This window comes from Micromonospora sp. L5 (genome assembly GCF_000177655.2).
Classification (GTDB): Bacteria; Actinomycetota; Actinomycetes; order Mycobacteriales; family Micromonosporaceae; genus Micromonospora; species Micromonospora aurantiaca.
Window position 1 is genome coordinate 3,954,989 of sequence record NC_014815.1, and the last position, 22,657, is coordinate 3,977,645.

At 72.1% G+C, this 22,657-nt stretch carries 21 protein-coding genes and 1 pseudogene; 17 read left to right on the plus strand and 5 right to left on the minus strand.

Annotated features, from left to right (window positions below):
- Window positions 1–95 precede the first annotated feature (95 nt).
- Both ML5_RS18730 and ML5_RS18735 read left to right on the plus strand, forming a co-directional pair.
- The gene (locus tag ML5_RS18730; RefSeq protein ID WP_013475736.1) at window positions 96–1,502 is read left to right on the plus strand and encodes an NAD(P)/FAD-dependent oxidoreductase; all 1,407 of its coding nucleotides are present in this window, start codon (window positions 96–98) and stop codon (window positions 1,500–1,502) included.
- The gene (locus ML5_RS18735) at window positions 1,499–2,326 is read left to right on the plus strand and encodes an alpha/beta hydrolase (RefSeq protein WP_013475737.1); all 828 of its coding nucleotides are present in this window, start codon (window positions 1,499–1,501) and stop codon (window positions 2,324–2,326) included. The genes ML5_RS18730 and ML5_RS18735 overlap by 4 nt, the downstream gene beginning before the upstream one ends.
- Window positions 2,327–2,341: 15 nt before the next feature.
- On the opposite strand, the gene ML5_RS18740 is transcribed toward ML5_RS18735, so the two are convergent.
- Window positions 2,342–3,760, minus strand: coding sequence for a trehalose-6-phosphate synthase (locus ML5_RS18740; protein ID WP_013475738.1), 1,419 nt, complete (start codon window positions 3,758–3,760; stop codon window positions 2,342–2,344).
- 170 nt (window positions 3,761–3,930) lie between these two features.
- Window positions 3,931–4,770, minus strand: coding sequence for a DUF308 domain-containing protein (locus ML5_RS18745; RefSeq protein WP_013287668.1), 840 nt, complete (start codon window positions 4,768–4,770; stop codon window positions 3,931–3,933).
- Window positions 4,771–4,956: 186 nt separating this feature from the next.
- Here ML5_RS18745 and ML5_RS18750 point away from each other — a divergent pair, with 186 nt between their 5' ends.
- The gene (locus tag ML5_RS18750; RefSeq protein ID WP_013475739.1) at window positions 4,957–5,652 is read left to right on the plus strand and encodes a 1-acyl-sn-glycerol-3-phosphate acyltransferase; all 696 of its coding nucleotides are present in this window, start codon (window positions 4,957–4,959) and stop codon (window positions 5,650–5,652) included.
- 2 nt (window positions 5,653–5,654) lie between these two features.
- Here the strand turns inward: ML5_RS18750 and ML5_RS18755 are convergent, their stop codons facing one another.
- On the minus strand, window positions 5,655–9,122 hold the full coding sequence (locus ML5_RS18755; RefSeq protein WP_083816947.1) for an adenylate/guanylate cyclase domain-containing protein: 3,468 nt from the start codon (window positions 9,120–9,122) through the stop codon (window positions 5,655–5,657).
- Between the two features lie 139 nt (window positions 9,123–9,261).
- On the opposite strand from ML5_RS18755, the gene ML5_RS18760 reads away from it, so the two are divergent.
- Entirely contained in the window at window positions 9,262–9,504 is a 243-nt protein-coding gene (locus ML5_RS18760; protein ID WP_013287665.1) for a hypothetical protein, read from the plus strand.
- Between the two features lie 78 nt (window positions 9,505–9,582).
- Here the strand turns inward: ML5_RS18760 and ML5_RS18765 are convergent, their stop codons facing one another.
- Window positions 9,583–10,275, minus strand: a complete 693-nt coding sequence (locus tag ML5_RS18765; RefSeq protein ID WP_013475741.1) for a Crp/Fnr family transcriptional regulator — start codon at window positions 10,273–10,275, stop codon at window positions 9,583–9,585.
- Window positions 10,276–10,522: 247 nt separating this feature from the next.
- Here ML5_RS18765 and ML5_RS18770 point away from each other — a divergent pair, with 247 nt between their 5' ends.
- The 4 genes from ML5_RS18770 to proC all read left to right on the plus strand — a co-directional run bounded on the left by ML5_RS18770 (window position 10,523) and on the right by proC (window position 13,685).
- Complete coding sequence (locus tag ML5_RS18770) at window positions 10,523–11,026, plus strand: polyadenylate-specific 3'-exoribonuclease AS (protein ID WP_013475742.1); 504 nt, start codon at window positions 10,523–10,525, stop codon at window positions 11,024–11,026.
- Window positions 11,027–11,084: 58 nt separating this feature from the next.
- A complete protein-coding gene (locus ML5_RS18775) occupies window positions 11,085–11,588 on the plus strand; it encodes a pyridoxamine 5'-phosphate oxidase family protein (protein WP_013287662.1) in 504 nt (167 codons plus the stop codon).
- Between the two features lie 178 nt (window positions 11,589–11,766).
- Window positions 11,767–12,795, plus strand: a complete 1,029-nt coding sequence (locus ML5_RS18780; protein ID WP_013475743.1) for a 6-phosphofructokinase — start codon at window positions 11,767–11,769, stop codon at window positions 12,793–12,795.
- Between the two features lie 77 nt (window positions 12,796–12,872).
- Window positions 12,873–13,685: a pyrroline-5-carboxylate reductase gene (gene proC, locus ML5_RS18785; protein WP_013475744.1), complete on the plus strand. Its 813-nt coding sequence runs from the start codon at window positions 12,873–12,875 to the stop codon at window positions 13,683–13,685.
- A 19-nt stretch (window positions 13,686–13,704) separates the two neighbouring features.
- Here proC and ML5_RS18790 read toward each other — a convergent pair whose 3' ends face one another.
- The gene (locus tag ML5_RS18790) at window positions 13,705–14,433 is read right to left on the minus strand and encodes a YoaK family protein (protein WP_236619233.1); all 729 of its coding nucleotides are present in this window, start codon (window positions 14,431–14,433) and stop codon (window positions 13,705–13,707) included.
- Window positions 14,434–14,570: 137 nt separating this feature from the next.
- Between ML5_RS18790 and ML5_RS18795 the strand changes: the two genes are divergently transcribed.
- The 9 genes and pseudogenes from ML5_RS18795 (at window position 14,571) to yut (ending at window position 22,647) form a co-directional block, all read left to right on the plus strand.
- Window positions 14,571–15,986 carry a sugar porter family MFS transporter gene (locus ML5_RS18795; protein WP_013475746.1) on the plus strand — a complete coding sequence of 472 codons (1,416 nt, stop codon included), beginning with the start codon at window positions 14,571–14,573 and terminating at the stop codon, window positions 15,984–15,986.
- A gap of 94 nt (window positions 15,987–16,080) precedes the next feature.
- A complete protein-coding gene (locus tag ML5_RS18800; RefSeq protein WP_013287657.1) occupies window positions 16,081–16,383 on the plus strand; it encodes an urease subunit gamma in 303 nt (100 codons plus the stop codon).
- Between the two features lie 43 nt (window positions 16,384–16,426).
- Window positions 16,427–16,762: pseudogene (locus ML5_RS18805) on the plus strand (urease subunit beta); the annotation flags it as partial.
- Between the two features lie 221 nt (window positions 16,763–16,983).
- The gene (locus tag ML5_RS18810) at window positions 16,984–18,702 is read left to right on the plus strand and encodes an urease subunit alpha (protein WP_013475748.1); all 1,719 of its coding nucleotides are present in this window, start codon (window positions 16,984–16,986) and stop codon (window positions 18,700–18,702) included.
- Between the two features lie 59 nt (window positions 18,703–18,761).
- Window positions 18,762–19,325, plus strand: a complete 564-nt coding sequence (ureE, locus tag ML5_RS18815; protein WP_013475749.1) for an urease accessory protein UreE — start codon at window positions 18,762–18,764, stop codon at window positions 19,323–19,325.
- A gap of 18 nt (window positions 19,326–19,343) precedes the next feature.
- Complete coding sequence (locus ML5_RS18820; protein ID WP_223201363.1) at window positions 19,344–20,021, plus strand: urease accessory protein UreF; 678 nt, start codon at window positions 19,344–19,346, stop codon at window positions 20,019–20,021.
- Window positions 20,022–20,050: 29 nt separating this feature from the next.
- Window positions 20,051–20,680, plus strand: a complete 630-nt coding sequence (gene ureG / locus ML5_RS18825; RefSeq protein ID WP_013287653.1) for an urease accessory protein UreG — start codon at window positions 20,051–20,053, stop codon at window positions 20,678–20,680.
- Window positions 20,677–21,594, plus strand: a complete 918-nt coding sequence (locus ML5_RS18830) for an urease accessory protein UreD (RefSeq protein ID WP_013475751.1) — start codon at window positions 20,677–20,679, stop codon at window positions 21,592–21,594. Before ureG ends, ML5_RS18830 begins: the two co-directional genes overlap by 4 nt.
- An 18-nt stretch (window positions 21,595–21,612) precedes the next feature.
- Window positions 21,613–22,647, plus strand: coding sequence for an urea transporter (gene yut / locus ML5_RS18835; protein WP_013475752.1), 1,035 nt, complete (start codon window positions 21,613–21,615; stop codon window positions 22,645–22,647).
- Window positions 22,648–22,657 lie beyond the last annotated feature (10 nt).

Here is a 22,657-nt window from a genome sequence, read left to right on the forward strand (position 1 = left end):
GCCGGGTGCCGGATCCGATGGCTGGACAACGGCGGGCATTCTCGGCAGGATTTCGCTCCGACCCGGCACGCGTGCCGCACAAAGGAGAATTCGCGGTGTCCTCCTCCACCGACCCCGGCCGCCCCGATCCGGACCGGACGGACGTCCCGGTCCGCGACGACCGCCCGGTCTCCGACCGGGGCGACACGGTCTGCGTGATCGGCGCCGGCGCCAGCGGCCTGACCGCCGTGAAGAACCTGCGCGAGGCCGGCTTCGGCGTGGACTGCTACGAGCGGGAGACCGGCGTCGGCGGCGCCTGGAACTGGCGGCACGACCGCAGCCCGGTGTACGCCAGCACCCACCTGATCTCGTCCCGGCCGTTCACCCAGTTCCCCGACTTCCCGATGCCCGACGACTGGCCGGACTACCCGCACCACAGCCAGCTGCTGTCCTACTTCGAGCGGTACGCCGACCACTTCGACCTGCGCCAGCACGTCTGGTTCGGCACCGAGGTGGTCCGCGTCGAGCCGGTCGAGGGGGACCGCTGGGACGTGACCACGCGCAGCACCGGCGGCTACGGCCCCGAGCGCACCTCCCGGTACGCCGCCGTGGTGCTCGCCAACGGCCACAACTGGTCGCCGAAGCTGCCCCGCTACGAGGGGCTGGAGGAGTTCCGCGGCGAAGTCATGCACGCCTCGTCCTACAAGGACCCGGCGCAGTTGCGCGGCAAGCGGGTGCTCGTGGTCGGCGCGGGCAACACCGGCTGCGACATCGCGGTGGAGGCGGCCCAGCAGGCGTCGCACTGCTGGCACTCCACCCGCCGCGGCTACTGGTACGCCCCCAAGTACGTCCTCGGCCGCCCCGCCGACCAGGTGAACGACACGCTGCTGGCGCTGCGGGTGCCGTTGCGCGTACGGCAGTGGCTCTACCACTGGACGCTGCGGCTGACCGTCGGCGACCTGACCCGGTTCGGCATGCCCAAGCCCGACCACCGGGTCTACGAGACGCACCCGATCGCCAACAGCCAGCTCGTCTACTACGTCGGCCACGGCGAGGTCACGCCGGTGCCGGACGTGGCCCGGTTCGACGACCGCGCGGTGGAGCTGACCGACGGCCGCCGGATCGACCCGGAACTGGTCGTCTTCGCCACCGGCTACCTGCCGCGCTTCGAGTTCCTCAAGGGCCGGGTGCTCGGCGACGAGGACGGCTCCGGACGGCCCCGGCTGTGGCTCAACGCGTTCACCGCCGGTCATCCCACGCTCGCGGTGGTCGGCCTGGTGCAGCCGGACTCCGGCATCTTCCCGATCTCGCACTGGCAGAGCGTGCTGTTCGCCCGGCTGCTCACGCTGCGCGCCACCCGGCCGGAGCGGGCCGCCGCGTTCGACCGCAAGGTCCGGGCCGGCCTGGGCGAGCGGTACTCGGCGAAGGTCAAGGACAGCACCCGGCACTGGTTCGAGGTCGGGCACGCCGACTACCTGCGCGCGCTCCAGCGGGCGCTGCACGAGCTGGAGGAGGGTAAATGACGGCGGCCGAGCGGGTGCGGGTGGTCCGGTCCTGGGAGTGGGCCCGGCCGGAGCGGCCCGCCCGCCGCGAGGTGCTCGCCGCCCTGCCGGAGCGGGAGGAGGCGAAGCCGCCGCTGCTGTTCGTGCCCGGGTTCGGGCACGGGGCGTGGGCGTTCGCCGAGCACTGGCTGGGGCACGCCGCCGGTCGCGGCTTCCCGGCGTACGCGCTGAGCCTGCGCGGGCACGGCGGCAGCGAGCCGGCGCCGGAGGCGACGCTGCGGTCGTACACCCATGACGTGACGCAGGTGGCGGCGAGCCTGCCGCGGCAGGCGGTGCTGGTGGGGCACGGCGCCGGCGCCCGGGTCGTGGCGCACGCGATGGCCCGCTACCCGGCGCGGGCCGCGGTGCTGGTGGCGCCGGTGCTCGGCGGCTGGGGCACGTTCGGGACGGCGTTGCGGCGCAACCCGGTCGGCACGGTGCCTGCGGTCTTCGGCGCCGGACTGCGACTCAACCGGCGGCAGTTGTTCAGCCGGGAGCTGCCGGACGCCGACGCGCGGCGGCACCTGGCCCGGCTGGGCCGGGCCGGGCGGCGGGCGCAGTGGCAGCTGCTGACCGGCCGGTCGCCGGAGCCTGCGGTGGGCCGCCCGCCGGTGCTGGTGCTCGGCAGCCCGGACGACCGGGTGCTGCCGGCCGCGGCGCTGACCAGGGCCGCCCGGCGGTACGCCTCGGCGCCGCTGCTGTTCCCCGGCATGGGGCACGACCTGATGCTCGACGCCCGCTGGCGCGAGCCGATCGACGCGATCCTGGACTGGCTGGACAAGGACCCGGCGCCCGCCCAGGGGTGAGCGCCGGGGCTCGGGTCACCGGGTGGCGGGGCGGCGGCCGACGAGCGTTCCGCTCTCCTCCAGCGCGCTGAGGTAGGACGCCGCCCAGGCGTGGATGTCGTTGTGGGCCAGGTGTTCGCGCATCGCGCGCATCCGGGTCGCGACGTCCTCCGGGCCGGCGCGCAGCGCGGCCAGCAGCCCCTGCTTCAGGCCGTCGAGGTCGTGCGGGTTGACCAGGTACGCCTGCTCCAGTTCGGAGGCGGCGCCGGCGAACTCGCTCAGCAGCAGCGCGCCGGTGCCGTCGACCCGGGCCGCCACGTACTCCTTCGCGACCAGGTTCATGCCGTCGCGCAGCGGCGTCACCGCCATCACGTCCGCGACCCGGTAGAGCGCCACCAGCTCGGCGCGGTCGAACGGCTGGGTGAGGTAGTGGATCGCCGGCTCGCCGACCCGGCCGAACTCACCGTTGATCCGGCCGACCTGGTGCTCCACCCGGTCGCGGAGGATCTGGTACTGCGCCACCCGGTCGCGGCTGGGCACCGCCACCTGGACCAGCACCGTGTCGCGGACCTTGATGTCGCCGTTGGCGAGCAGCTCCCGGTACGCCTTGAGGCGTTGCTCGATGCCCTTCGTGTAGTCCATCCGGTCGACGCTGAGGATCACCTGCTCGGGCCGGCCGAGGTCCTGCCGCAGCCGGCGGGCCCGCTCGGCGACCTCGGGGCGGGCGGCGAGCGCGGACATCTCGGCGGTGTCGATGGCGACCGGGAAGGCGCCGATGCGCACCACCCGGCCGTCCACACCGATCCGCCGGTCGGTGGCGGGCAGGCCGAGCACCTTGGCGGCGAGCTGGGCGAAGTTGTGCGCGGCCTGGGCCCGCTGGAAGCCGACCAGGTCGGCGCCGAGCATGCCGCGCAGCAGTTCGGCCCGGCGGGGCAGCTGCATGAACAGTTCCGGCGGCGGGAACGGCACGTGCAGGAAGAACCCGATCCGCAGGTCGGGGCGCAGCTCGCGGAGCAGACCCGGCACCAGCTGGAGGTGGTAGTCCTGCACCCAGACCAGACCGCCCGGCTCGGCCACCCGGGCCGCGGCCTCGGCGAACCGCTGGTTGACCCGCTGGTACGCCTCCCACCAGCGCCGGTGGTACTCCGGCTGCTCGACGGCGTCGTGGTAGAGCGGCCAGAGGGTGGCGTTGGCGAAGCCCTCGTAGTGGTCGCGGAAGTCCTCGGCGCTCAGCGGCACGGTGTGCATCCGGACGCCGTCCACGTCCGGCAGGTCGGGCGCGGGGCCGGTACCGCCGGCCCAGCCCACCCAGGTGGCGGGTGTGTGCCGCAGCAGCGGGTGCAGGGCGCTCACCAGGCCGCCGGGGCTGCGGCGCCACTCGAAGGCGCCGTCGGGCGCCACGCTGTCGTCGATGGGGAGGCGGTTGGCCACCACCACGAGGGGGCTCTGTCGCATCTCGGGCATTCCGCTCAGCAGGGGACCGGCAACCCGGAGGAGTCGCAAGCCGGACAGCCGGTGCGGGACGTGACGTTCGGCCTATTCCTACTGACTGTAAGTTACACGCTTGTTACGCCCCCGCCCAGGGCGGGCGGCGTCCCGCCATCCGGGCAGCGCCCGGCGCGGCGTCAGACGACCGCGCCGTCGTCCGGGTCGTGGTCGTCCCGGTCGCCCGGGCGCAGCCGCCAGATCAGCATGACGAAGCCGGCCAGGATGCCGGTGAAGCCGAGCAGGGTGACCACCGACGGGTCGACCAGCGACACCACGGTGGGGGACAGGAACAGCAGGAAGCCGAGCACGATGCAGGCCACGCCGAGCACCGCGTACTTGGAGAAGCGGGGCAGCGGGGGCGGCGGGGGCGGGGTGTAGTGCTCCTCGTCCGACGCCTCGTCGGGCAGGTTTGCGCCGAACGTGTCCAGGCCGTCGAGCAGCGAGGGCTCGTCGTGCCGGTCCCGGCTGAGCGAGACACCGGAGACGTCGGCGGCGTACGGCAGCCGGCGCACGTCGGTGGCGGTCGGGCCGGCGGGCTCCTCGGCCCGGCCGCCGGCGGCGGTGCCCGGCGCGGGCGGGTCGTCCACGTCCTCGGCGGCGGGCCAGGGGTGGCTGCCGGCGCTCGGCGCGGTGTGGAAACCGGCGACGATCTTCGCCCACTCGGCCTCGATGTCCGGCTCGTCGGCGCGCGGCGGGTCGCCCCCGCCCTCGTCGGCGAGCTGGGTCAGGTAGTCGCGGGCGGTGGTCAGGTGCGACCTGTCGACGTAGAGCCGGTCGACCGGGCGGGCCGGGACGGTGGTGGTGCGGGTCACGGGGTTCAGGTCGGCCGAGGGCTGGAGGTAGGCCGCGATGCCACCGGCGGCGAGCACGTCGAGCAGGTGCTCGCCGACGCGTGGATCGACGTCGCCCGCGATCGCGTACTCGGCCGCGTCGAGCCCGTTGTCCCGTCGTCCCCGACGGGGCCCGCCCCCTGACACCGGACACCCCCTTCGCCGATCCCTGCCCGTGCCCTGAATCGTGACACGTCGGCACCCGGTTCCGGGAGTGCGTTGTGGCGTGCCGCTCGTCGTTCGTACCCTCTTCCCGGACTCCCGTGGGCGCCGCCGGCGCCTCCGGGGCCACGCGGCGACCCGTCCGCCGCCACCGACACGGGAAGGACGCCGGTGCTGTACTGGCTGCTGAAGTACGTCGTTCTCGGCCCACTGCTGAGGTTGATCTTCCGCCCGCAGGTCGAAGGGCTGGAGCACGTTCCGGAGACCGGGCCGGTGATCCTGGCCAGCAACCACCTCTCCTTCTCGGATTCGATCTTCACACCGCTGATCGTCAAGCGAAAAGTCACATTCATCGCGAAAGCCGAATACTTCACCGGTAAGGGCCTCAAGGGCCGGCTCACCAAGATGTTCTTCGTCGGCTCCGGCACCATCCCGGTCGACCGCTCCGGCGGACGGGCCGCCCGGGCCGCCCTCGACACCCAGCTCTCCGTGCTGCGCGCCGGTGGCATCGCCGGGATCTACCCGGAGGGCACCCGCTCGCCCGACGGCCGGCTCTACCGGGGCAAGACCGGCGTGGCGCGGCTGGCGCTGGAGAGCGGCGCCCCGGTCGTCCCGATGGCCATGCTCAACTCCGACGCGATCCAGCCCACCGGCCAGATCGTCCCGAACCTGGGCCGGGTGCGGATCCGCTTCGGCCCGCCACTGGACTTCTCCCGCTACGCCGGGATGGCCGGCGACCGGTTCGTCGAGCGGGCGGTCACCGACGAGATCATGTACGAGCTGATGGAGCTGTCCGGCCGCGAGTACGTCGACACGTACGCCCAGAAGGCCAAGAGCGCCGCGGTGGGGCAGCCGGTCCCGGCCTGACCTCAGCCCGCCCCGGCGATCCGGAGCAGCCCGGTGGCGGCGTGCCGGCCGGCGAACGCGCGTACCCGGGCCAGCGTCGCCGCCGCGGCCGGCGGGTCCGCCTCGGTCAGCGGCCCGACCGCCAGCGCGGACGCGATCATCTGGTCGGTGACGTCGGTCATCTCCGCGTACCCCTCGGCGGCGGAGGTGAGCAGCCGGCCCGCCCGCGCGGCGTCCCCGTCGCCCCGGGCCAGCGCCGCCTCGGCCGACCGCCCGGCCTCCCGTGCCCAGCGGGTCACCCGTGGCGCGTGGGCCAGCAGGTCGCGCACCAGCACCGCGGCGTCGCCGCCGAGCAGCGCGGCGACGTGACCGACCGCCGGCACCCACTCGGCGAACGGGATCATCTTGGTCTGCCGCCAGTCCTCGTCCAGCTCGGTCAGCAGCGCCATCGCCTCGTCCCGGCGGCCCTGCACCGCGCGGCAGAGCGCGGCGTGCGCCAGCGTGGAGCGCAGCACGCGCTGGAAGCCGCTGCGCCGGGCCGCGACGAGCGCCTGGTCCACCAGGTCCTCGCCGGTGCCCGGCCCGGCCGGGTCGTCGCCGAGCGCTCGGATCCAGCCGGACACGGCCACGATGTGCAGGTCCCACTCGTCGGTCGGGCGCCGCGTCGACCCCTCGGCCATCCGCAGCGCCGACGTCCAGTCCCCGCTGTAGTACGACCGGGCCCACTGGTCGCTGAAGCTCACCGTGAGGGCGTGCTCGCCGGCCAGGTCCAGCGAGCGCTGCTCGTCGACCAGCCGGGCCGAGCCGGTCAGGTCGCCCTCCTCCTGGAGCACCCAGGCCAGGTTGTGCACCGCGCGGCGGCGGCTGGTCAGCCGCTCCACCCGGCACTCCTCGGTCACGTCGGCCAGCTCGGCGTACGCCTCCTCGGCGCCGGCCTGGTAACGGACCACCGCCAGCGTGATGCGCGCGTTCGCCCGCGCCTCGCGCAGCTCCAGCCGCTCGGCCAGCTCGGCGGCGGTGCGCGCGGCCACGCACGCCGGCTCGGTCTCCGCGTCGAGCATGTGCGCCCGCGCCAGCTCCAGCAGCACGCCCACCTTGTCCTCGCTGTCCGGCAGCGTGGCGTGCAGCCCGATCGCCCGGTCCAGGCAGCGCATCAACTCCGAGCGGTCGGCCCGCGCGAAGGCGGCAGTGGCCAGCAGCCGCCACGCCTTCGCCGCACCGGGCCGGTCACCCGCGCCGGCCAGCCGGCCGGCCAGGGTGGTGAGCAGCGCCGTCCCGCCGCCGTCGAGGAAGCCGTCCCGGTCCCGGTAGAACGCCAGCTCGGCCTGGAACAGCTCGAGCGCCGGGTCCGGACCGCACTCCACGCTCAACGCGCGGTCCACCAGCGTGGCCGCGGTCTCCAGCGCGTGCAGGTCGTACGCCCGGCGTGCGGCCCGGTGCAGCGCGGACCGGGTCGCGGCGGCGTGCGGTGTCTGGTCCAGCCCGACCGTACGGGCGATCTCGTGCGCCGCCCACCTGTGGTTGGCCAGCACCTCGGCCAGGTCGTGCTGCCGGCCGTCGGCGAGCTGCTCCAGCCAGTCGGCGGTGCGCTGGTGCCGGGCGACCCGCTCGGCCCGGGGCAGCCGCTGATAGCAGACGTCCCGGACCAGCACGTGCCGGAACCGGTACTCCGCCTGTCCGGGCATTGTCGACACGGGCAGCTCGTAGACGAGGTCACGGCGCTGGAGGTGGTGCAGCGCGCGTTCGACCCACTCCGCCGGGCGGCCGAGCGCCAGCGCCACCGGCGCGGCCCAGAACTGCACGCCGACGACGGAGGCGGCCTGGAGCACCGCGCGGTCGGCCGGGTCGAGCAGGTCCAGCCGGTTGGCGATGACCGCCTGCACGGTACGCGGCATTTCGGCGCCCCCGGCCGGGTCGACGAGCGCCAGCCCGGCGGTCCGCTCGGCCAGCCCGCCGTCGAGCAGCATCCGCGCGTACTCCTGGGCGTAGAGCGGGTTGCCGTCGGCGAACTCGATCAGCGGCGCCCGTGCGTCCTGCGGCAGCGTGGCCTGGCCGAGCAGCAGCGAGTAGAGCGTGTCGATGTCCCCGTCGTGCATCGGCGGCACCGAGATGGACATCGCCCCGCTGATCGTGCCGGTCCAGGCCGGGTGGCGCTCGCGCAGTTCCGGCCGGGCGGTCGCGACGACCAGCAGCGGCACGTTGCGGGCCGCCGCGCCGAGCTGCTCGACGAAGGACAGCATCGCCTCGTCGGCCCAGTGCATGTCCTCGAAGACGAGCACCGTGGGACCGGTCGCGGCCAGGGTGAGCAGGAAGCGCCGCCACGCCGCCTCGGTCTCGGCCGAGGTGAGCCGTTCGCCGGAGACGCCGACGAGCGGGCCCAGCGCCTCGGCCAGCCGTACCGCGTGCGGGTCGGCGAGGTGGCCCAGTCGCTCGCGCAACCGGTCCCGGATGGTGGCCGGGTCGTCGGCGCCGGTCAGCCCGGCCCAGCTCCGGACGATGTCGGCCAGCGCCGCGTAGGTGACGTTCTCGCCGAACGGAGGGCACTGGCCGGTCAGCCAGGTGACCCGGGTGCCGGGCAGGCTGGCGGCGTGCCGGGCCAGCTCGCGCAGCAGCCGGCTCTTGCCCACCCCGGCCGGGCCGAAGACGGTGAGCAGCTGCGAGGTGCGCTCGGTCAGCGTGCGGTGCAACGCGCTGACCAGCAGGCCCCGCTCGTGGTCCCGGTCGACCATCGGGGTCAGCTCGGCGGTCTGCCCGTCGCGCCGGGGCCGCGCCCGTACGGCCAGCCAGATCCGGCTCACCGACGACCGGCCGCGCAACGTCACCGGTGGCTGGTCGTCGTACTCCATCTCGCGCCGGGTGGCCGCCCAGGTGCTCTCGTCGACCACCACGCCGCCGACCGGGGCGAGCCCCTGCAACCGGCTGGCGGTGTTCACCACGTCGCCGGTGACGAACGCCTGGCCGCCGTCGCGCGCCGCGGCCAGGTCGACCAGGGCCTCGCCGGTGGCGATGCCGACCCGGAACCCGAGCGGCGGATGCGGTCCGGCCGGCTGCCGGGCCAGGCTGCGTTGCAGCTCCAGCCCGGCGCGTACGCAGCGCAGCGCGTCGTTGTCGGTGGCCACCGGCGCGCCGAACAACGCCATGACCGCGTCGCCGATGTACTTCTCCACCACGCCGCCGTACTGGTGCACCAGCCGGCGCACCGTGGCGAAGTAGACCTGTTGCAGGCTGCGGGCCTGTTCCGGGTCGGCCCGCTCGGCGTATGTCGTGAAGTCGACGATGTCGATGAAGAGCACGCTGACCTGGCGGCGGTCCTCCTGCACAGTGACCGCGTGGTCGCGCAGCGGCTGACCGCAGTTGGTGCAGAAGTTGGCGCCGGTGTCGTTGGCGTGGCCGCAGCCTGGGCAGGCCGCGGCCAGCGGACGGCCGCACCCACCGCAGAAACGGTCGTCCGGCCCGGCGGTCCGGGCGCAGTGTCCACAGGTGAGGTCGATGTCCGGCTCCGTACGCGTGAGGTCCCCAGTGTCCCGCGCGGCCGCGCAGTCGGGTACCCGACGGGTCGGCGGGACGTCACGGCTGTTCGGCCGGGTCTAGTCTCCCCTAGCAGGAAGTCCCGTCGACAGGGAGATTGCCGTGCACGTCCGGCTGTCCGCCTCATGGACCGATCCACGGGGGACGGTGTGGGCCGTCGGTGACACGGTCGACGTGGACGCTGTCACCCTCGCCGAACTGGAGGAAAAAGGCATGGTGGAGCAGCCCGCGGGTAGCGGATCGACCGAGACCACGACCACCACGACGACCCCGCCGAAGAAGACCGACCCGTCGAAGATCGGCCCGGGGCCGAGCTCGCCCCCGGCCGACACCACGAACGACTGACCGGGCGTACGACTAACGGGCGTACGACGAACGCGGCGGGGGCCGGCGGGACGACCGCCGGCCCCCGCCGTCGTCGTGTCAGCGGTCGTTCATGCCGGCCCGGCGGCGCAGCGCCGCCACGTCGGTGACCACGATGCGGCGTCCCTCGGTCCGCAGCCAGCCCCGGCTGGCGAACGAGCCGATGGCCTGGTTGATGCTCTGCCGGGAACCGCCGGCCATCTCGGCGAGCTGGCTCTGGTTCAGCTCGATCGTGATCATCGGGGCCTGGCTCTCGCCGGCCAGCCGGACCAGCGTCTTGGCCACCCGGCCGGGCAGGTCGAGGAAGACGTGGTCGGCGTTCTGCTCGGTGAGCCGGCGGATCAGCTGGCCCAACGAGCGCATCACCGCGTCCAGGATGCGCGGGTTGGAGTGCACCAGCTCCATGAACGCGGGCCGCGACAGCGCGAGCGCGGCGCAGTCCTCGATCGCCTCGGCCGACGCCGAGCGGGTGGAGGCGTCCAACAGGGACACCTCGCCGAGCACGTCCGGGGGTCGGATCACCGACAGCACCGCGCGCTCGCCGGTCGGGGCGGTGCGGAACACCGCCACCGCGCCGCGGCGCAGCACGATCAGCGACTCGCCGGGGTCGTTCTCGACGAAGAGCAGCTGGCCCTTGCGGTAGGTGCGCGGTACGGCCGCGGCGATGACACGCTGCCGCACCCCCGGCTCAAGCCCGGCGAACATCTCCACACCCGTGAGCGCGTCACCCGGCTCCGGCAGGCGAGACTCCACGGCTCAACCCCTCCCCGGTCAGAAGTCACGACTCGCACACCGGGTGAAGCTGTCAGTCCCGGTACGAGGCAGCTCAACCGGTTCGGCGCCCGACGGCGGTACACATCAGATCATGACGCTCTCGTCGCGTGCTGTACACCCCCGGAAACACTTCCGTGACCATGCCCGGCCGCCGACGGCACGCCCGCCGACCTCGGCGGACGCCCCGGCGACCGGCGCGTGCCGGTGATGGGTGAGGATGGGGGCGATGGTCTACCGCTATTTCTACGACTGCGAATTCATCGAGGACGGCCGCATCGTCGACCTGGTGTCGATCGGCGTCGTCGACGAGTACGGCCGCGAGTTCTACGCGGTCTCCACCGAGTTCGACGACTCCCGGGCGGTGCCCTGGGTGCGGCGCAACGTGCTGGACAAGCTCCCGTCGCCGGCCGACCGGGCCTGGCGCTCCCGCGCGCGCATCCGCGACGACCTGCACGAGTTCCTGCTGGAGCCGGTGCGGGACCGGCCGGGCGAGCAGCTGGAGCTGTGGGCCTGGTACGCCGCCTACGACCACGTCGTGCTGGCCCAGCTCTGGGGCGCGATGCCGGCGCTGCCGCGGGAGATCCCCCGCTTCACCAAGGAGCTGCGTCAGCTCTGGGACGACCTGGGGCGCCCCCGGCTGCCGGACGCCGAGGCCGACCGGCACGACGCGCTGGTCGACGCCCGGCACAACCTGGCGCGGTGGCGGGCGATGACGGCGCGGGAGGTTTGACCGGTTCCGCCCAGGGCACGGGAGCGGCATCTGCGCCGATCCGAGACAGGAGTGCCCCATGAGCAATGAGCCGACCAACGCCGCGGACGCCCGCCGCCGGGTCACCGAGCTGATCCGGGACGCCCGGATCTGCCTGCTCACCACCACCGGCGTGGACGGGCGTCTGGTCAGCCGTCCGATGGGGTTGCAGGAGGCGGACTTCGAGGGCGACCTGTGGTTCTTCGCGTACGCCGACTCGGCGAAGGTCCGGCAGATCCGGGTGAACCCGCAGGTGAACGTCGGTTTCTCCGACCAGCGTCACCACGCCTGGGTGTCGGTGGCCGGCACCGCCACCGAGGAGTGGGACGCCGGCCGGGCGAAGGAGCTGTGGAGCCCGCTGCTCAAGGCGTGGTTCCCGGACGGGCTGGACACGCCCGGGATCACCTTGATCAAGGTGCACGCCGGGTCGGCGGAGTACTGGGACTCGCCCGGCAGCACCGTGGTCAACCTGCTCGGCTTCGCCAAGGCGGCGGTGACCGGCAAGCCGCCGAAGGCGGGGGAGAACCACGAGGTCGGCTACTGACGGGTAGCCCGTCCGCCGTCCGGAACGGCCCGGGGTGCGGTGCCGGCGTACACCTGCGCCGACTACAGTGCGCAGTGACGGCCCGCCCCGGGCCGGCAACGGCGCCGATGGTCTGATCTGACACATATCCTGGGGCTTATCCGGGCTTCACCTGATGCTCCAGGAGGATGAGCAGATCATGCGTATCGGCGTGCTCACCGGCGGCGGCGACTGCCCAGGTCTCAACGCGGTGATTCGGGCGGTGGTCCGCAAGGGCGTCGCCACCTACGGTCACGAGTTCGTGGGCTTCCGCGACGGCTGGAAGGGCCCGCTCGAGGGCCTGACCAAGCCGCTCGGCATCGCCGAGGTGCGCGGCATCCTGCCCCGCGGCGGCACCATCCTCGGCTCGTCCCGCACCAACCCGTTCAAGATCGAGAACGGCGTGGAGCGGATCAAGGACAACCTCGCCGCCCAGGGCGTGGACGCGCTGATCGCGATCGGCGGCGAGGACACGCTCGGCGTCGCGACCAAGCTGCACGAGCTGGGCGTCAACGTCATCGGCGTGCCGAAGACGATCGACAACGACCTCGGTGCGACCGACTACACGTTCGGCTTCGACACCGCCGTCAACATCGCCATGGAGGCGATCGACCGGCTGCACACCACGGCGGAGAGCCACCACCGCACGCTCGTGGTCGAGGTCATGGGCCGGCACGCCGGCTGGATCGCCCTGCACGCCGGTCTCGCCGGTGGCGCCAACGTGATCCTGCTGCCGGAGCGGCAGTTCGACGTCGAGCAGGTCGCCGGCTACGTCGAGAAGCGCTTCCAGCACCAGTACGCCCCGATCGTCGTGGTCGCCGAGGGCGCCCAGCCGCTGGACGGCCAGACGGTGCTGCACAACCAGGAGCTGGACGCGTTCGGTCACGTCCGTCTCGGCGGCATCGGCCAGTGGCTGGCCGAGCAGCTGGAGGCGAAGACCGGCAAGGAGGCCCGCACCGTGGTGCTCGGCCACATCCAGCGCGGCGGCACGCCGACCGCGTTCGACCGGGTGCTGGCCACCCGGCTCGGCCTGCACGCGATCGACGCCGCGCACGAGGGCGACTGGGGCAAGATGGTCGCGATGCAGAGCACGGACATCGTCCGCGTCCCGCTCGCCGACGCCACCCGCGAGCTGAAGACCGTGCCGCTGGAGCGGTACGCCGAGGCCGAGGTCTTCTTCGGCAGCTGATGTGTAAGGAGGGGCCCCCGCTTAACGCCTCGTGCATAGCAGGGGCCCCCTTTTAACAGTCGGAGAAGGGGGCACGGGTGGGCGGGCACACGGTCGCGGTGATCGGCGCCGGCAAGATCGGTGAGCTGATGCTCTCCGGGCTGCTGCGTTCCGGCTGGCCGGTGGAGCGGCTGCTCGCCACCGCGCGGCGGCCGGCGCGGGCGCGGGAACTGGCCGACCGTTACGGCGTACGGGTGGTGGACAACCTCGCCGCCGTGACCGAGGCCGAGGTGCTGGCCGTGTCGGTCAAGCCGCAGGACGCCGCCGCGCTGCTGGACGAGATCGGCCCGAAGGTGCCGGCCGACAAGCTGGTCATCTCTCTCTGCGCCGGCCTGCCGACCGCCTTCTTCAACCGCCGGCTGCCCGAGGGCACCCCTGTGGTCCGGGTCATGACGAACACCCCGGCGCTCGTCGACGAGGCGATGAGCGCGATCTCGGCGGGCGCGTACGCCACCGGCGAGCACCTGGCCCTGGCCGAGGAGATGTTCTCCCCGCTCGGCGCCACCGTCCGGGTGCCCGAGTCGCAGCAGGACGCGGTCACCGCGCTGTCCGGCTCCGGCCCGGCCTACTTCTACCTCCTGGTCGAGGCGATGATCGACGCGGGCATCCTGCTCGGCCTGCCGCGCCAGGTGGCGCACGAGCTGATCGTGCAGACCGCGATCGGCTCGGCGGTGATGCTGCGCGATTCCGGCGAGCACCCGGTGAAGCTGCGCGAGGCGGTCACCTCGCCCGCGGGCACCACCATCTCGGCGATCCGCGAGCTGGAGAACCACGGCGTACGCGCGGCCATGCTGGCGGCGCTGGAGGCGGCCCGGGACCGGGCGCGGGAACTCGCCGCCCAGGCCGACTGACGCCCAGGCGGACTGACGCTCAGCCGGGCCGCGACGCCGGTCCTGGTCGCCGGTGCCGGCGCAGCAGCAGGATCAGCACGGCCAGCGCGAGCGTCCCCCACAGCGGCACCCAGCGGGGCCGGTGCTGGGCGAGTGTGCCGACCGCGCCGCCGACGCTGTAGCTGACCAGGGCGAGCAGTCCGAGCAGGGTGCCCCGCCGGGCCCGGCCCCGGCCCGCGGTGGGGCCGAGCAGCCAGCGGGCGGCCCGCTCACCGGTCTTCGTCGTGGTGTCCGACTGGTACGTGATCGGCGTCGCGATGCCCGCGGTCCGGCTCGCCAGGGTGGTGAGGCTGCCCATGGCTACCGCGCCCGCGGCGGCGAGCAGCACCCGGGACGCCGTGCCGTGCCGGCCGTACGCGAGCACCAGGTTGAGCACCGCCCAGACGATCATGGCGGCCTCGGTGACCGCGATGTCGACGAGCGGCGCCACCGTCGGCCGGGTTCGGCGGCGGAGCAGATTCACCAGCCCGGCGGCGGTGGCGAACGCGACGATCGAGGCCGCCGAGACCGGCCACGTGGGATGCCCGCCGGCCGGCCCCATGCCGAGGAAGATGGCGTTGCCGGACTGGTTGGCGACGAACGCGCCGTACCGCAGGAACGCGAAGGCGTCCAGCGCGCCGGCGGTGACGACGGCGAGCACGAGCGCTGCGAGCGGGTGCCGGAACTCGCGGTAGGAGTCCGCGGGGCCGTACGGCGCCGACCGGTTCACCCTTCCCCCGTCCGTGTGCAGGAGCGACCCCGGCAGCGTCATCGTTTCGCTGTCGGACCGCTGCGGCGAACCTACTATATGTCGCATATGTAGGTTTTCGGCCGTTTCGGTGGGCGGTCGCCGGCGGACGGGGTGACATGGCGGCGAGCGGACGCGCGGCCGGCCGGCCGCCCCGCCACAACCTCGTGGCGATCGTGTCGATCGTCGTCCTGTCCGGCGCGTTCTTCGGCTACAACCAGGGCGTCATCAGCGGCGCGCTGCACGACATCCGGCACACGTTCGACGTGGACACCTTCGAGGTGGAGGTGGCGGCGAGCTGGGTGACACTCGGCGCGCTGGCGGGCGCGCTCGCCGGTGGTCACCTCGCCGACCGGATCGGCCGGCGGGGCGCGCTGTGGGTCGCCGCCGGGGCGTACGTCGTCGGCACGATCGTGCAGGCCGCGGCGCCGACCATCGGCGCCCTGCTCGGCGCGCGGCTGCTGCTCGGCGTGGGCATCGGCGTGGCCTCGGTCGCCGGGCCGATGTTCGCGGCCGAGGCGGCGCCGGAACGGATCCGCGGCGGCCTGCTCGCGGTCTACCAGTTCTCGACCACCTTCGCGATCTTCATCGGCTACCTGGCGGACGAGCTGTTCACCGGCGGCGAGTCGTGGCGCTACCTGCTCGGCGCGGCGGTCGTGCTGGGCGTGGCGCTGATCCTGGTGACAGTGGTGGTGCCGGACTCGGCGGTCTGGTACCTCAAGCGGGGCGACCGGCGCCGCGCCCGGGAGTCGCTGCGCCGCACCGTTCCCGAGCAGCGGGTGGAGCAGCGCCTCGGCGAGATCGAGAAGAGTCTGCACGGCCGCACGGCGAGCTGGCGGGAGCTGCTGTCGCCGCAGTGGCGGCGTCCGCTCGCGCTCGGCGTCGGGCTGGCGCTGTTCCAGCAGACGACAGGGATCAACGGCATCATCTACTACGCCGACTCGATCTTCTCGGCGGCCGGATTCCGTACCCCGGAGGCACAGCTCTCCGCGACCACCTGGGCGATCGGCGCGGTGGACGCGGCGTTCGCGCTCGTCGCGGTGGGCCTGCTCGACCGCGTCGGCCGCCGGCCGCTGCTGCTGGTCGGCCTGGCCGGGATGGCGGTCTCGCTCGCCGTGGTGAGCGTCAGCTTCCTGGGCGCGGGCACCGGGCGCGGCGACGGCCGGATCACCACCTCGGGCCTTTTCCTGCTGGTCGGAGTGGTCTTCTTCGTCGCGTTCTACGCGGTGTCGATCGGGCCGGGCGCGTGGACCGTGATCAACGAGATCTATCCCGGTCCGATCCGCGGCCGGTGCGTGGCGATCGCGTCCGCGACCCACTGGGGCACCGAGTACCTGATCACGCAGTTCTTCCTGAGCCTGCTCGACGCGCTGGGCCGGTCGGGCGTGTTCGCGCTCTTCGCCGGGCTGTGCGTGCTCGGCTTCCTGTTCGTCCGGCGCTACCTGCCGGAGACCAAGGGCCGGACGCTGGAGCAGATCCAGCAGATGTGGGTCGCCGACTACCACCGGCGCGAGCGGGCCCACACCGGTTCCTGAAATCTCCCTGAACGGGCTGCGGGCGGACCAAACCGCTCTTACCGTGACGAAATAGCTGAAACCGTACATAAGGTGCGGACGAAGGGATCGCGAAGTGCATCTCACGCCGAAGGAATTCGACAAGCTGACGATCCACTCGTTGGCGATGGTGGCAAACGCCCGCAAGGCGCGCGGGGTCAAGCTCAACCACCCCGAGGCGGTGGCGGTCATCTGCGCCGCGGCGCTCGAAGGCGCGCGCGAGGGCAAGACCGTCGAGGAGGTCATGAACGACGCGAGCCACGTGCTCACGGCCGACGACGTGATCCCCGGCGTGGCGGACATGATCCCGATGCTCCAGGTCGAGGCGGTCTTCACCGACGGGTCACGGTTGATCACCGTCCACTCACCCATCCAGTAGAGCAGCGACCGGAGGCCACGGTCTCCGGCAGAGCGGGGGCGACATGGCGAAGCAACACCCGGGACCGAACTCCAAGCACCTTCGGCCCATCGGCGGCTACAAGCTCAGCGACCAACCTCTGGAACTCAACGCCGGGCGGCCGGTGACCGAGGTGGTCGTGCACAACACCGGTGACCGGCCCATCCAGGTCGGCTCCCACTTCCACTTCTTCGAGGCCAACCGCTTCCTGGAGTTCGACCGTCCGTCGGCGTTCGGCAAGCGGTTGAACATCCCGGCCACGACCTCGATCCGGTTCGAGCCAGGCGACCGCAAGACCGTCCAGCTCGTCCCGTACGGCGGCTCCCAGCGGGTGTACGGCTTCAACGGCCTGGTCCAGGGCTGGACCGGCGACGGGCCGATCCCCGGCTACCGGCCGGACCGGGCCGAGGCGCTCCACCAGGCCCAGACGCGTGGCTTCAAGACCACGTCGCAGCAGCAGGACCAGGGCAAGGGCCAGAGCAAGGGCCAGAGCAAGGGTCAGGGCAAGGGCCAGGACAAGAGCGGCAAGGGCGACAGGTAGCCCGGCAATCCTTCGACGTGCCAGAGCTGGAGCGACAACGCATGAGTCAGATCTCACGGCAGGAATATGCCGGAATGTACGGCCCGACCACGGGCGACCAGATCCGTCTGGGTGACACCGACCTCTACATCGAGATCGAGAAGGACCTGCGGGTCCTCGGCGACGAGGTCATGTACGGCGGTGGCAAGACCCTGCGCGACGGCATGGGCAGTGCCAGCCAGGCCACGAGCGCCGAGGGCGTGGTGGACCTGGTGATCACCAACGTGACCGTCGTGGACGCGCTGCTCGGCGTGGTCAAGGCGGACGTGGGGATCAAGGACGGCAGGATCGCCGGGATCGGCAAGGCCGGCAACCCCAACATCATGGACGGGGTGACCCCGGGCCTGGTGACCGGTCCGGGCACCGACGCGATCTCCGGTGAGCACCTGATCCTGACCGCCGGCGGCATCGACGCGCACGTCCACCTGGTCACCCCGCAGCAGGTGTACGCCGCGCTCAGCAACGGCGTCACCACCCTCTGGGGCGGCGGCACCGGACCGACCGACAGCACCAACGGCGTCACCATCACGCCCGGTCCCTGGAACATCCACAACATGATGCGGTCGTTCGAGAACCTGCCGATCAACATCGGCCTGCTGGGCAAGGGCAACAGCAGTGGCCGGGCGCCGCTCGTCGAGCAGATCATGGCCGGGGTGCCCAGCTTCAAGATCCACGAGGACTGGGGTGCGCCGCCCGCGGTGATCCGGTCCTGCCTGGCCGTCGCCGACGAGTACGACGTCCAGATCAGCATCCACACCGACACGCTCAACGAGAGCGGCTACATCGAGGACAGCATCGCCGCCTTCGAGGGCCGGACCATCCACACCTTCCACACCGAGGGTGCCGGCGGCGGGCACGCGCCGGACATCATCAAGGTCGCCGGCCAGATGAACGTGCTGCCCGCCTCGACCACGCCGACGGTGCCGTACGGCATCAACAGCCAGTCCGAGCTGTACGACATGATCATGGTCTGCCACAACTTCAACCCGAAGGTGCCCTCGGACGTCGCCTTCGTGGAGAGCCGGATCCGCACCGAGACCATCGCCGCCGAGGACGTGCTCCTCGACGAGGGCGTCATCTCGATGATGCAGAGCGACTCGCAGGCCATGGGCCGGGTGGGGGAGACCTGGCTGCGCACCGTCCAGCTCGCCGGGCAGATGAAGAACGTCCGCGGCAAGCTGGCCGAGGACTCCGACGCCAACGACAACTTCCGCGTCCTGCGCTACGTCGCCAAGATGACCATCAACCCGGCGATCACCCAGGGCGTCTCGCACGTCATCGGCTCGGTCAGCCCGGGCAAGCTCGCCGACCTGGTGCTCTGGGAGCCCGCGTTCTTCGGCACGAAGCCGAAGATGGTGCTCAAGGGCGGCATGATCGCCTGGTCGATCATGGGCGACCCGAACGCGTCGCTGCCCACCCCGCAGCCGGTCTACTACCGGCCCATGTTCGGCGCCACCGGCTCCCAGGTCGCCAAGAACTGCGTGACGTTCGTGTCCCGGGCCGCGCACGAGGCGGGCGTGGCCGAACAGCTGGGTCTGCAACGGCAGGTCATGCCGGTCTACGGCTGCCGCAACCTGACCAAGCGCGACATGGTGCGCAACGACCGTACGCCGAAGCTCGAAGTCGACCCGGAGACCTTCGCCGTGAAGATGGACGGCGTGCACGCGACAGTGCCGGCGGCCAAGAACCTCCCCCTCAGCCAGCTCTACTTCTTCAGCTGACCCGGCGCGGCGCCCGCTCCCGGCCGGGCCGGTGGCGGGGTCGCGTGAAAGGAGAACACATGCTCGTCGAAACGGTACTCGGCAACGTGAACGAGCCGGCCTGGACCGAGCGGCTCCGGGAGGCCAAGGTCGACGACCTGGTCCTCGACCAGTGGGACGCCCAGAAGAGCCGGCTGCGCCGGACCACAAGCCTCGGCACCGAACTGGCGCTGTCCCTGGCCCGCGGCGTACGGCTGCGCGACGGCGACGTGCTGGCCTGGGACGACGCCACCGCGACCGCGGTGGTGGCCCGGATCGCGCTCGGCGAGGTCATGGTCGTGCACCTCGACACGCTGCACGGGGAGTCCCTGGACATGGTGATCCGCTCGGCCGTCGAACTGGGCCACGCGATCGGCAACCAGCACTGGCCGGCGGTGGTGAAGGGCACCAAGATGTACGTCCCGCTGACTGTGGACCGCAAGGTCATGGACTCGGTGATGCGGACCCACGCGTTCACCGGTCTCACCCACGAGTTCATCCCCGGCACCGAGATCATCGCGTACCTGGCCCCGCACGAGTCGCGGCGCCTGTTCGGCGGGGCCGACTCGACCCCGCACACACACCTGCCCGCCGACCTGAACTGAGGGGCCGGGGTGTCCACGGTGACCGAGGCACTGAAACTGCTCCAGTTCGGCGACTCGGTCTTCCCGGTCGGCGCCTTCTCCTTCTCCAACGGGCTGGAGACGGCGGTCGAGCAGGGCGCGGTGCACGACCGGACCACGTTGCAGGAGTTCGTGCGTACCGTCACGCGCGCCGCCGCCACCGGCGACGGGGTGGCGCTGCTCGTGGCGCACCGCGCCGCCCGCGCCGGTGACCTCGACCGGATCCGGGCGGCCGACGAGGCCGTACACCTGCGCAAGATCAACGAGGAGACGCGGACGATGACCGTCCGCATGGGGCGCAAGCTGGCCGAGGCCGCCGAACGGGTGGTGGGGGAGTCCCTGCTGCGCAAGCGCGTCGCGGAGAGCGGCGGCGGCGTCCCGGTCACCTACCCGGTCGCGCTCGGCGTGCTCTTCGCCGAACTCGGCGTGGGCGAGGCGGACGCGTTCGCCGCCCACCAGTACGGCGCGGCCTCCATGGTGCTCGGCGCGGCGGTCCGGCTCATGCGGGTGGACCACCTCGACACCCAGTCGATCCTCTTCGCGGTCAACGAGCGGGTCGGCGAGGACTACGAGGAGGTGCGCACCGCCGGGCTCGACGACATGCAGAGCTTCGCGCCGCACCTCGACGTGCTGGCCGGCGCGCACCAGCACGCACACGTACGGATGTTCATGAGCTGAGCGCTCACCCACCTGAAGGGCTTTCGGAAATGAAATCAGCGAGTCGGATCGGCGTCGGCGGCCCGGTGGGCAGCGGCAAGACGGCCATCATCGAGGCCGTCGTGCCCCGCCTGGTCGAGCAGGGCCTGCGCATCCTGGTCATCACCAACGACGTGGTCACCACCGAGGACGCCAAGCACGTCCGCCGCGCCCTGACCGGCGTGCTGGTGGAGGAACGCATCGTCGGCGTGGAGACCGGCGCCTGCCCGCACACCGCCGTTCGCGAGGACCCCAGCATGAACCTCGCCGCGGTCGAGGACATGGAGGCGCGGTTCCCGGACAGCGACGTCGTGCTCATCGAGAGCGGCGGCGACAACCTCACGCTCACCTTCAGCCCCGCGCTGGTCGACTACTTCATCTACGTGATCGACGTGGCGGCCGGCGACAAGATCCCGCGCAAGAACGGCCCGGGTATCTCCAAGTCCGACATCCTCGTGATCAACAAGACCGACCTGGCCCCGTACGTCGACGCCGACCTGGACGTGATGGCCCGCGACGCCGAGCTGATGCGCGGCGGCAAGCCGTTCGTCTTCACCAACTGCAAGACCGGCGAGGGCATCGACGACCTGGTGGACCTGGTCCGCCGCAACGCGCTCTTCGACGCCGAAGTCCTCGCATGACCACTCTGGACTCCGTCCGGGAACTCGCGCCGTACCAGGACCAGCCGGCGCAGCTGCCGGCTGCCGCGAACGGCAAGGTGGGCATCCTCCGGCTGGGGTTCGAGCGGCGCGAGGACCGGACCATCATGCGCGACGTCTTCCGGCAGTCCCCGCTGCTGGTGCAGCGCGCGCTGTACTGGGACGAGGAGATGCCGGGCCTGCCCTGTGTCATGATCCTCACCACCTCCGGCGGCGTGCTCCAGGGCGACCGGCTGCGGATGGACGTCGACCTGGGGCCGGGCGCGCAGGCGCACCTGGTCACCCAGGCCGCCACCAAGATCCAGGAGATGGACGCCAACTACGGCACCCAGGCCCAGAGCTTCACCCTGGCCGACGACGCCTACCTGGAGTTCCTGCCCGAGCCGGTGATCCCGTTCCGGCGCAGCCGGTTCGTCTCCGACACCGTGGTCCGGCTGCCGGAGACCGCCACCATGCTGTACGCCGAGGTGCTCCAGCCCGGCCGCAAGTACTACCGCGACGGCGAGATCTTCGCGTACGACCTGTTCTCCACCACCCTGCGGGCGCAGCGGCCCGACGGACGGCCGCTGTTCGTCGAGAAGTTCGTCATCACGCCCGGCCGGTTCCCGGTGTCGCGGATCGGGATGATGGACCGCTTCCACGTCTTCGGCAACGTCGTGCTGCTCACCGACCCGGACCGGGCGGCCCGGGTCTTCGAGCGGACCGCGACACCGGTGTGGGACGAGCAGACACCGCTGGCCACCGCGGTCAGCCGGCTGCCGAACGACGCCGGCCTGGTGTTCAAGGTGCTCGGTCAGGAGACCGAACCGGTCCGCGCCGCGGTACGCGCGTTCTGCACTGCCGCCCGCGAAGAGGTGACCGGCTGCACCTTCCCGCCGGTCTTCAGCTGGCGTTGAGGCGAGGAGGGCAGCGACATGGCCGACATCGGACGAGGCTGGCGCCAGCTGGCCGACCGGAACCCGCTGGTCCGGTTCGTCGACGCCGGCCTGCGCGGCGCCGCGCAGGTGGTGCTCCAGAACAACCCGCTCAGCGGCCTGCTCATCCTGATCGCGCTCGCCTGGGGCGCGTTCGAGAACGGGACGCCCCGCGTGTTCGGCGGCGGCGTGCTCGGCCTGGTCGTGGGCACCGCGACCGCGCTGGCGCTGCGGGTCGACATGTCCAGCTGGCGCAAGGGCCTGTTCGGCTTCAGCCCGCTGCTGACCGGGCTCGCGGTGCCCACGTTCCTCGATCAGCGCCCGCTGATGTGGCTCTACCTCGTGCTCGGCGCGATCGGCACGGTGGTGGTCACGCTCGCCCTCAACGCCGTCTTCAAACGCTGGAACCTGACCGCCTACACGTTCCCGTTCGTGCTCACGACCTGGTTCCTGCTGATGGCGGCGTACCAGTTCGACAGGTTCACAGTGCTCACCAAGCTGACGCCGAAGTTCCCCGGTGAGGGATCGCTGACCGGCGGCACGTTCGACTGGGGCCTCATCCCCGTCTTCTTCAAGGGCGTGTCCCAGGTCTACCTGATCGAGAGCTGGGTCACCGGCCTGCTCATCCTCGTCGCCCTGCTGATCAACTCCCGGTGGTCGGCGCTGTTCGCGGTGATCGGCGCCGTCGGCGCGACACTGCTGGCGCTCTGGTTCGGCGCCGACGGCGCGTCCCTGGACAAGGGGCTGTTCGCCTTCAACGCGGTGCTGACCGCGATCGTGGTGGGCGCTGTGGCGAACCGCCCCGGCGCGCTGGTGACCGTCTACACGCTGTTCGGCATCGCGCTGACGCTGTTCGTGCAGATGGCGCTGACCACCATGCTCACGCCGCTCGGCATCCCGGTGCTGACCGGGCCGTTCAACATCGCGACCTGGCTGTTGCTGCTGCCGGACCGGCACTTCGCGCCGGTACCGAACCACGAACGGGTGAAGGACACCGTGCTGCACACCGTCCGCGACTCCGTCAACCTGCGATAGAAGGAGGGAA

Excerpts from the sequence above, each read along its gene's own strand:
- ML5_RS18735 (WP_013475737.1), top strand. The coding sequence starts at position 1,499 with ATGACGGCGGCCGAGCGGGTGCGGGTGGTCCGGTCCTGGGAGTGGGCC.
- ML5_RS18740 (WP_013475738.1), bottom strand. The coding sequence starts at position 3,760 with ATGCGACAGAGCCCCCTCGTGGTGGTGGCCAACCGCCTCCCCATCGAC.
- ML5_RS18770 (WP_013475742.1), top strand. The coding sequence starts at position 10,523 with ATGGTCTACCGCTATTTCTACGACTGCGAATTCATCGAGGACGGCCGC.
- ML5_RS18775 (WP_013287662.1), top strand. The coding sequence starts at position 11,085 with ATGAGCAATGAGCCGACCAACGCCGCGGACGCCCGCCGCCGGGTCACC.
- ML5_RS18780 (WP_013475743.1), top strand. The coding sequence starts at position 11,767 with ATGCGTATCGGCGTGCTCACCGGCGGCGGCGACTGCCCAGGTCTCAAC.
- ML5_RS18795 (WP_013475746.1), top strand. The coding sequence starts at position 14,571 with ATGGCGGCGAGCGGACGCGCGGCCGGCCGGCCGCCCCGCCACAACCTC.
- ML5_RS18810 (WP_013475748.1), top strand. The coding sequence starts at position 16,984 with ATGAGTCAGATCTCACGGCAGGAATATGCCGGAATGTACGGCCCGACC.
- ureE (WP_013475749.1), top strand. The coding sequence starts at position 18,762 with ATGCTCGTCGAAACGGTACTCGGCAACGTGAACGAGCCGGCCTGGACC.
- ureG (WP_013287653.1), top strand. The coding sequence starts at position 20,051 with ATGAAATCAGCGAGTCGGATCGGCGTCGGCGGCCCGGTGGGCAGCGGC.
- ML5_RS18830 (WP_013475751.1), top strand. The coding sequence starts at position 20,677 with ATGACCACTCTGGACTCCGTCCGGGAACTCGCGCCGTACCAGGACCAG.
- yut (WP_013475752.1), top strand. The coding sequence starts at position 21,613 with ATGGCCGACATCGGACGAGGCTGGCGCCAGCTGGCCGACCGGAACCCG.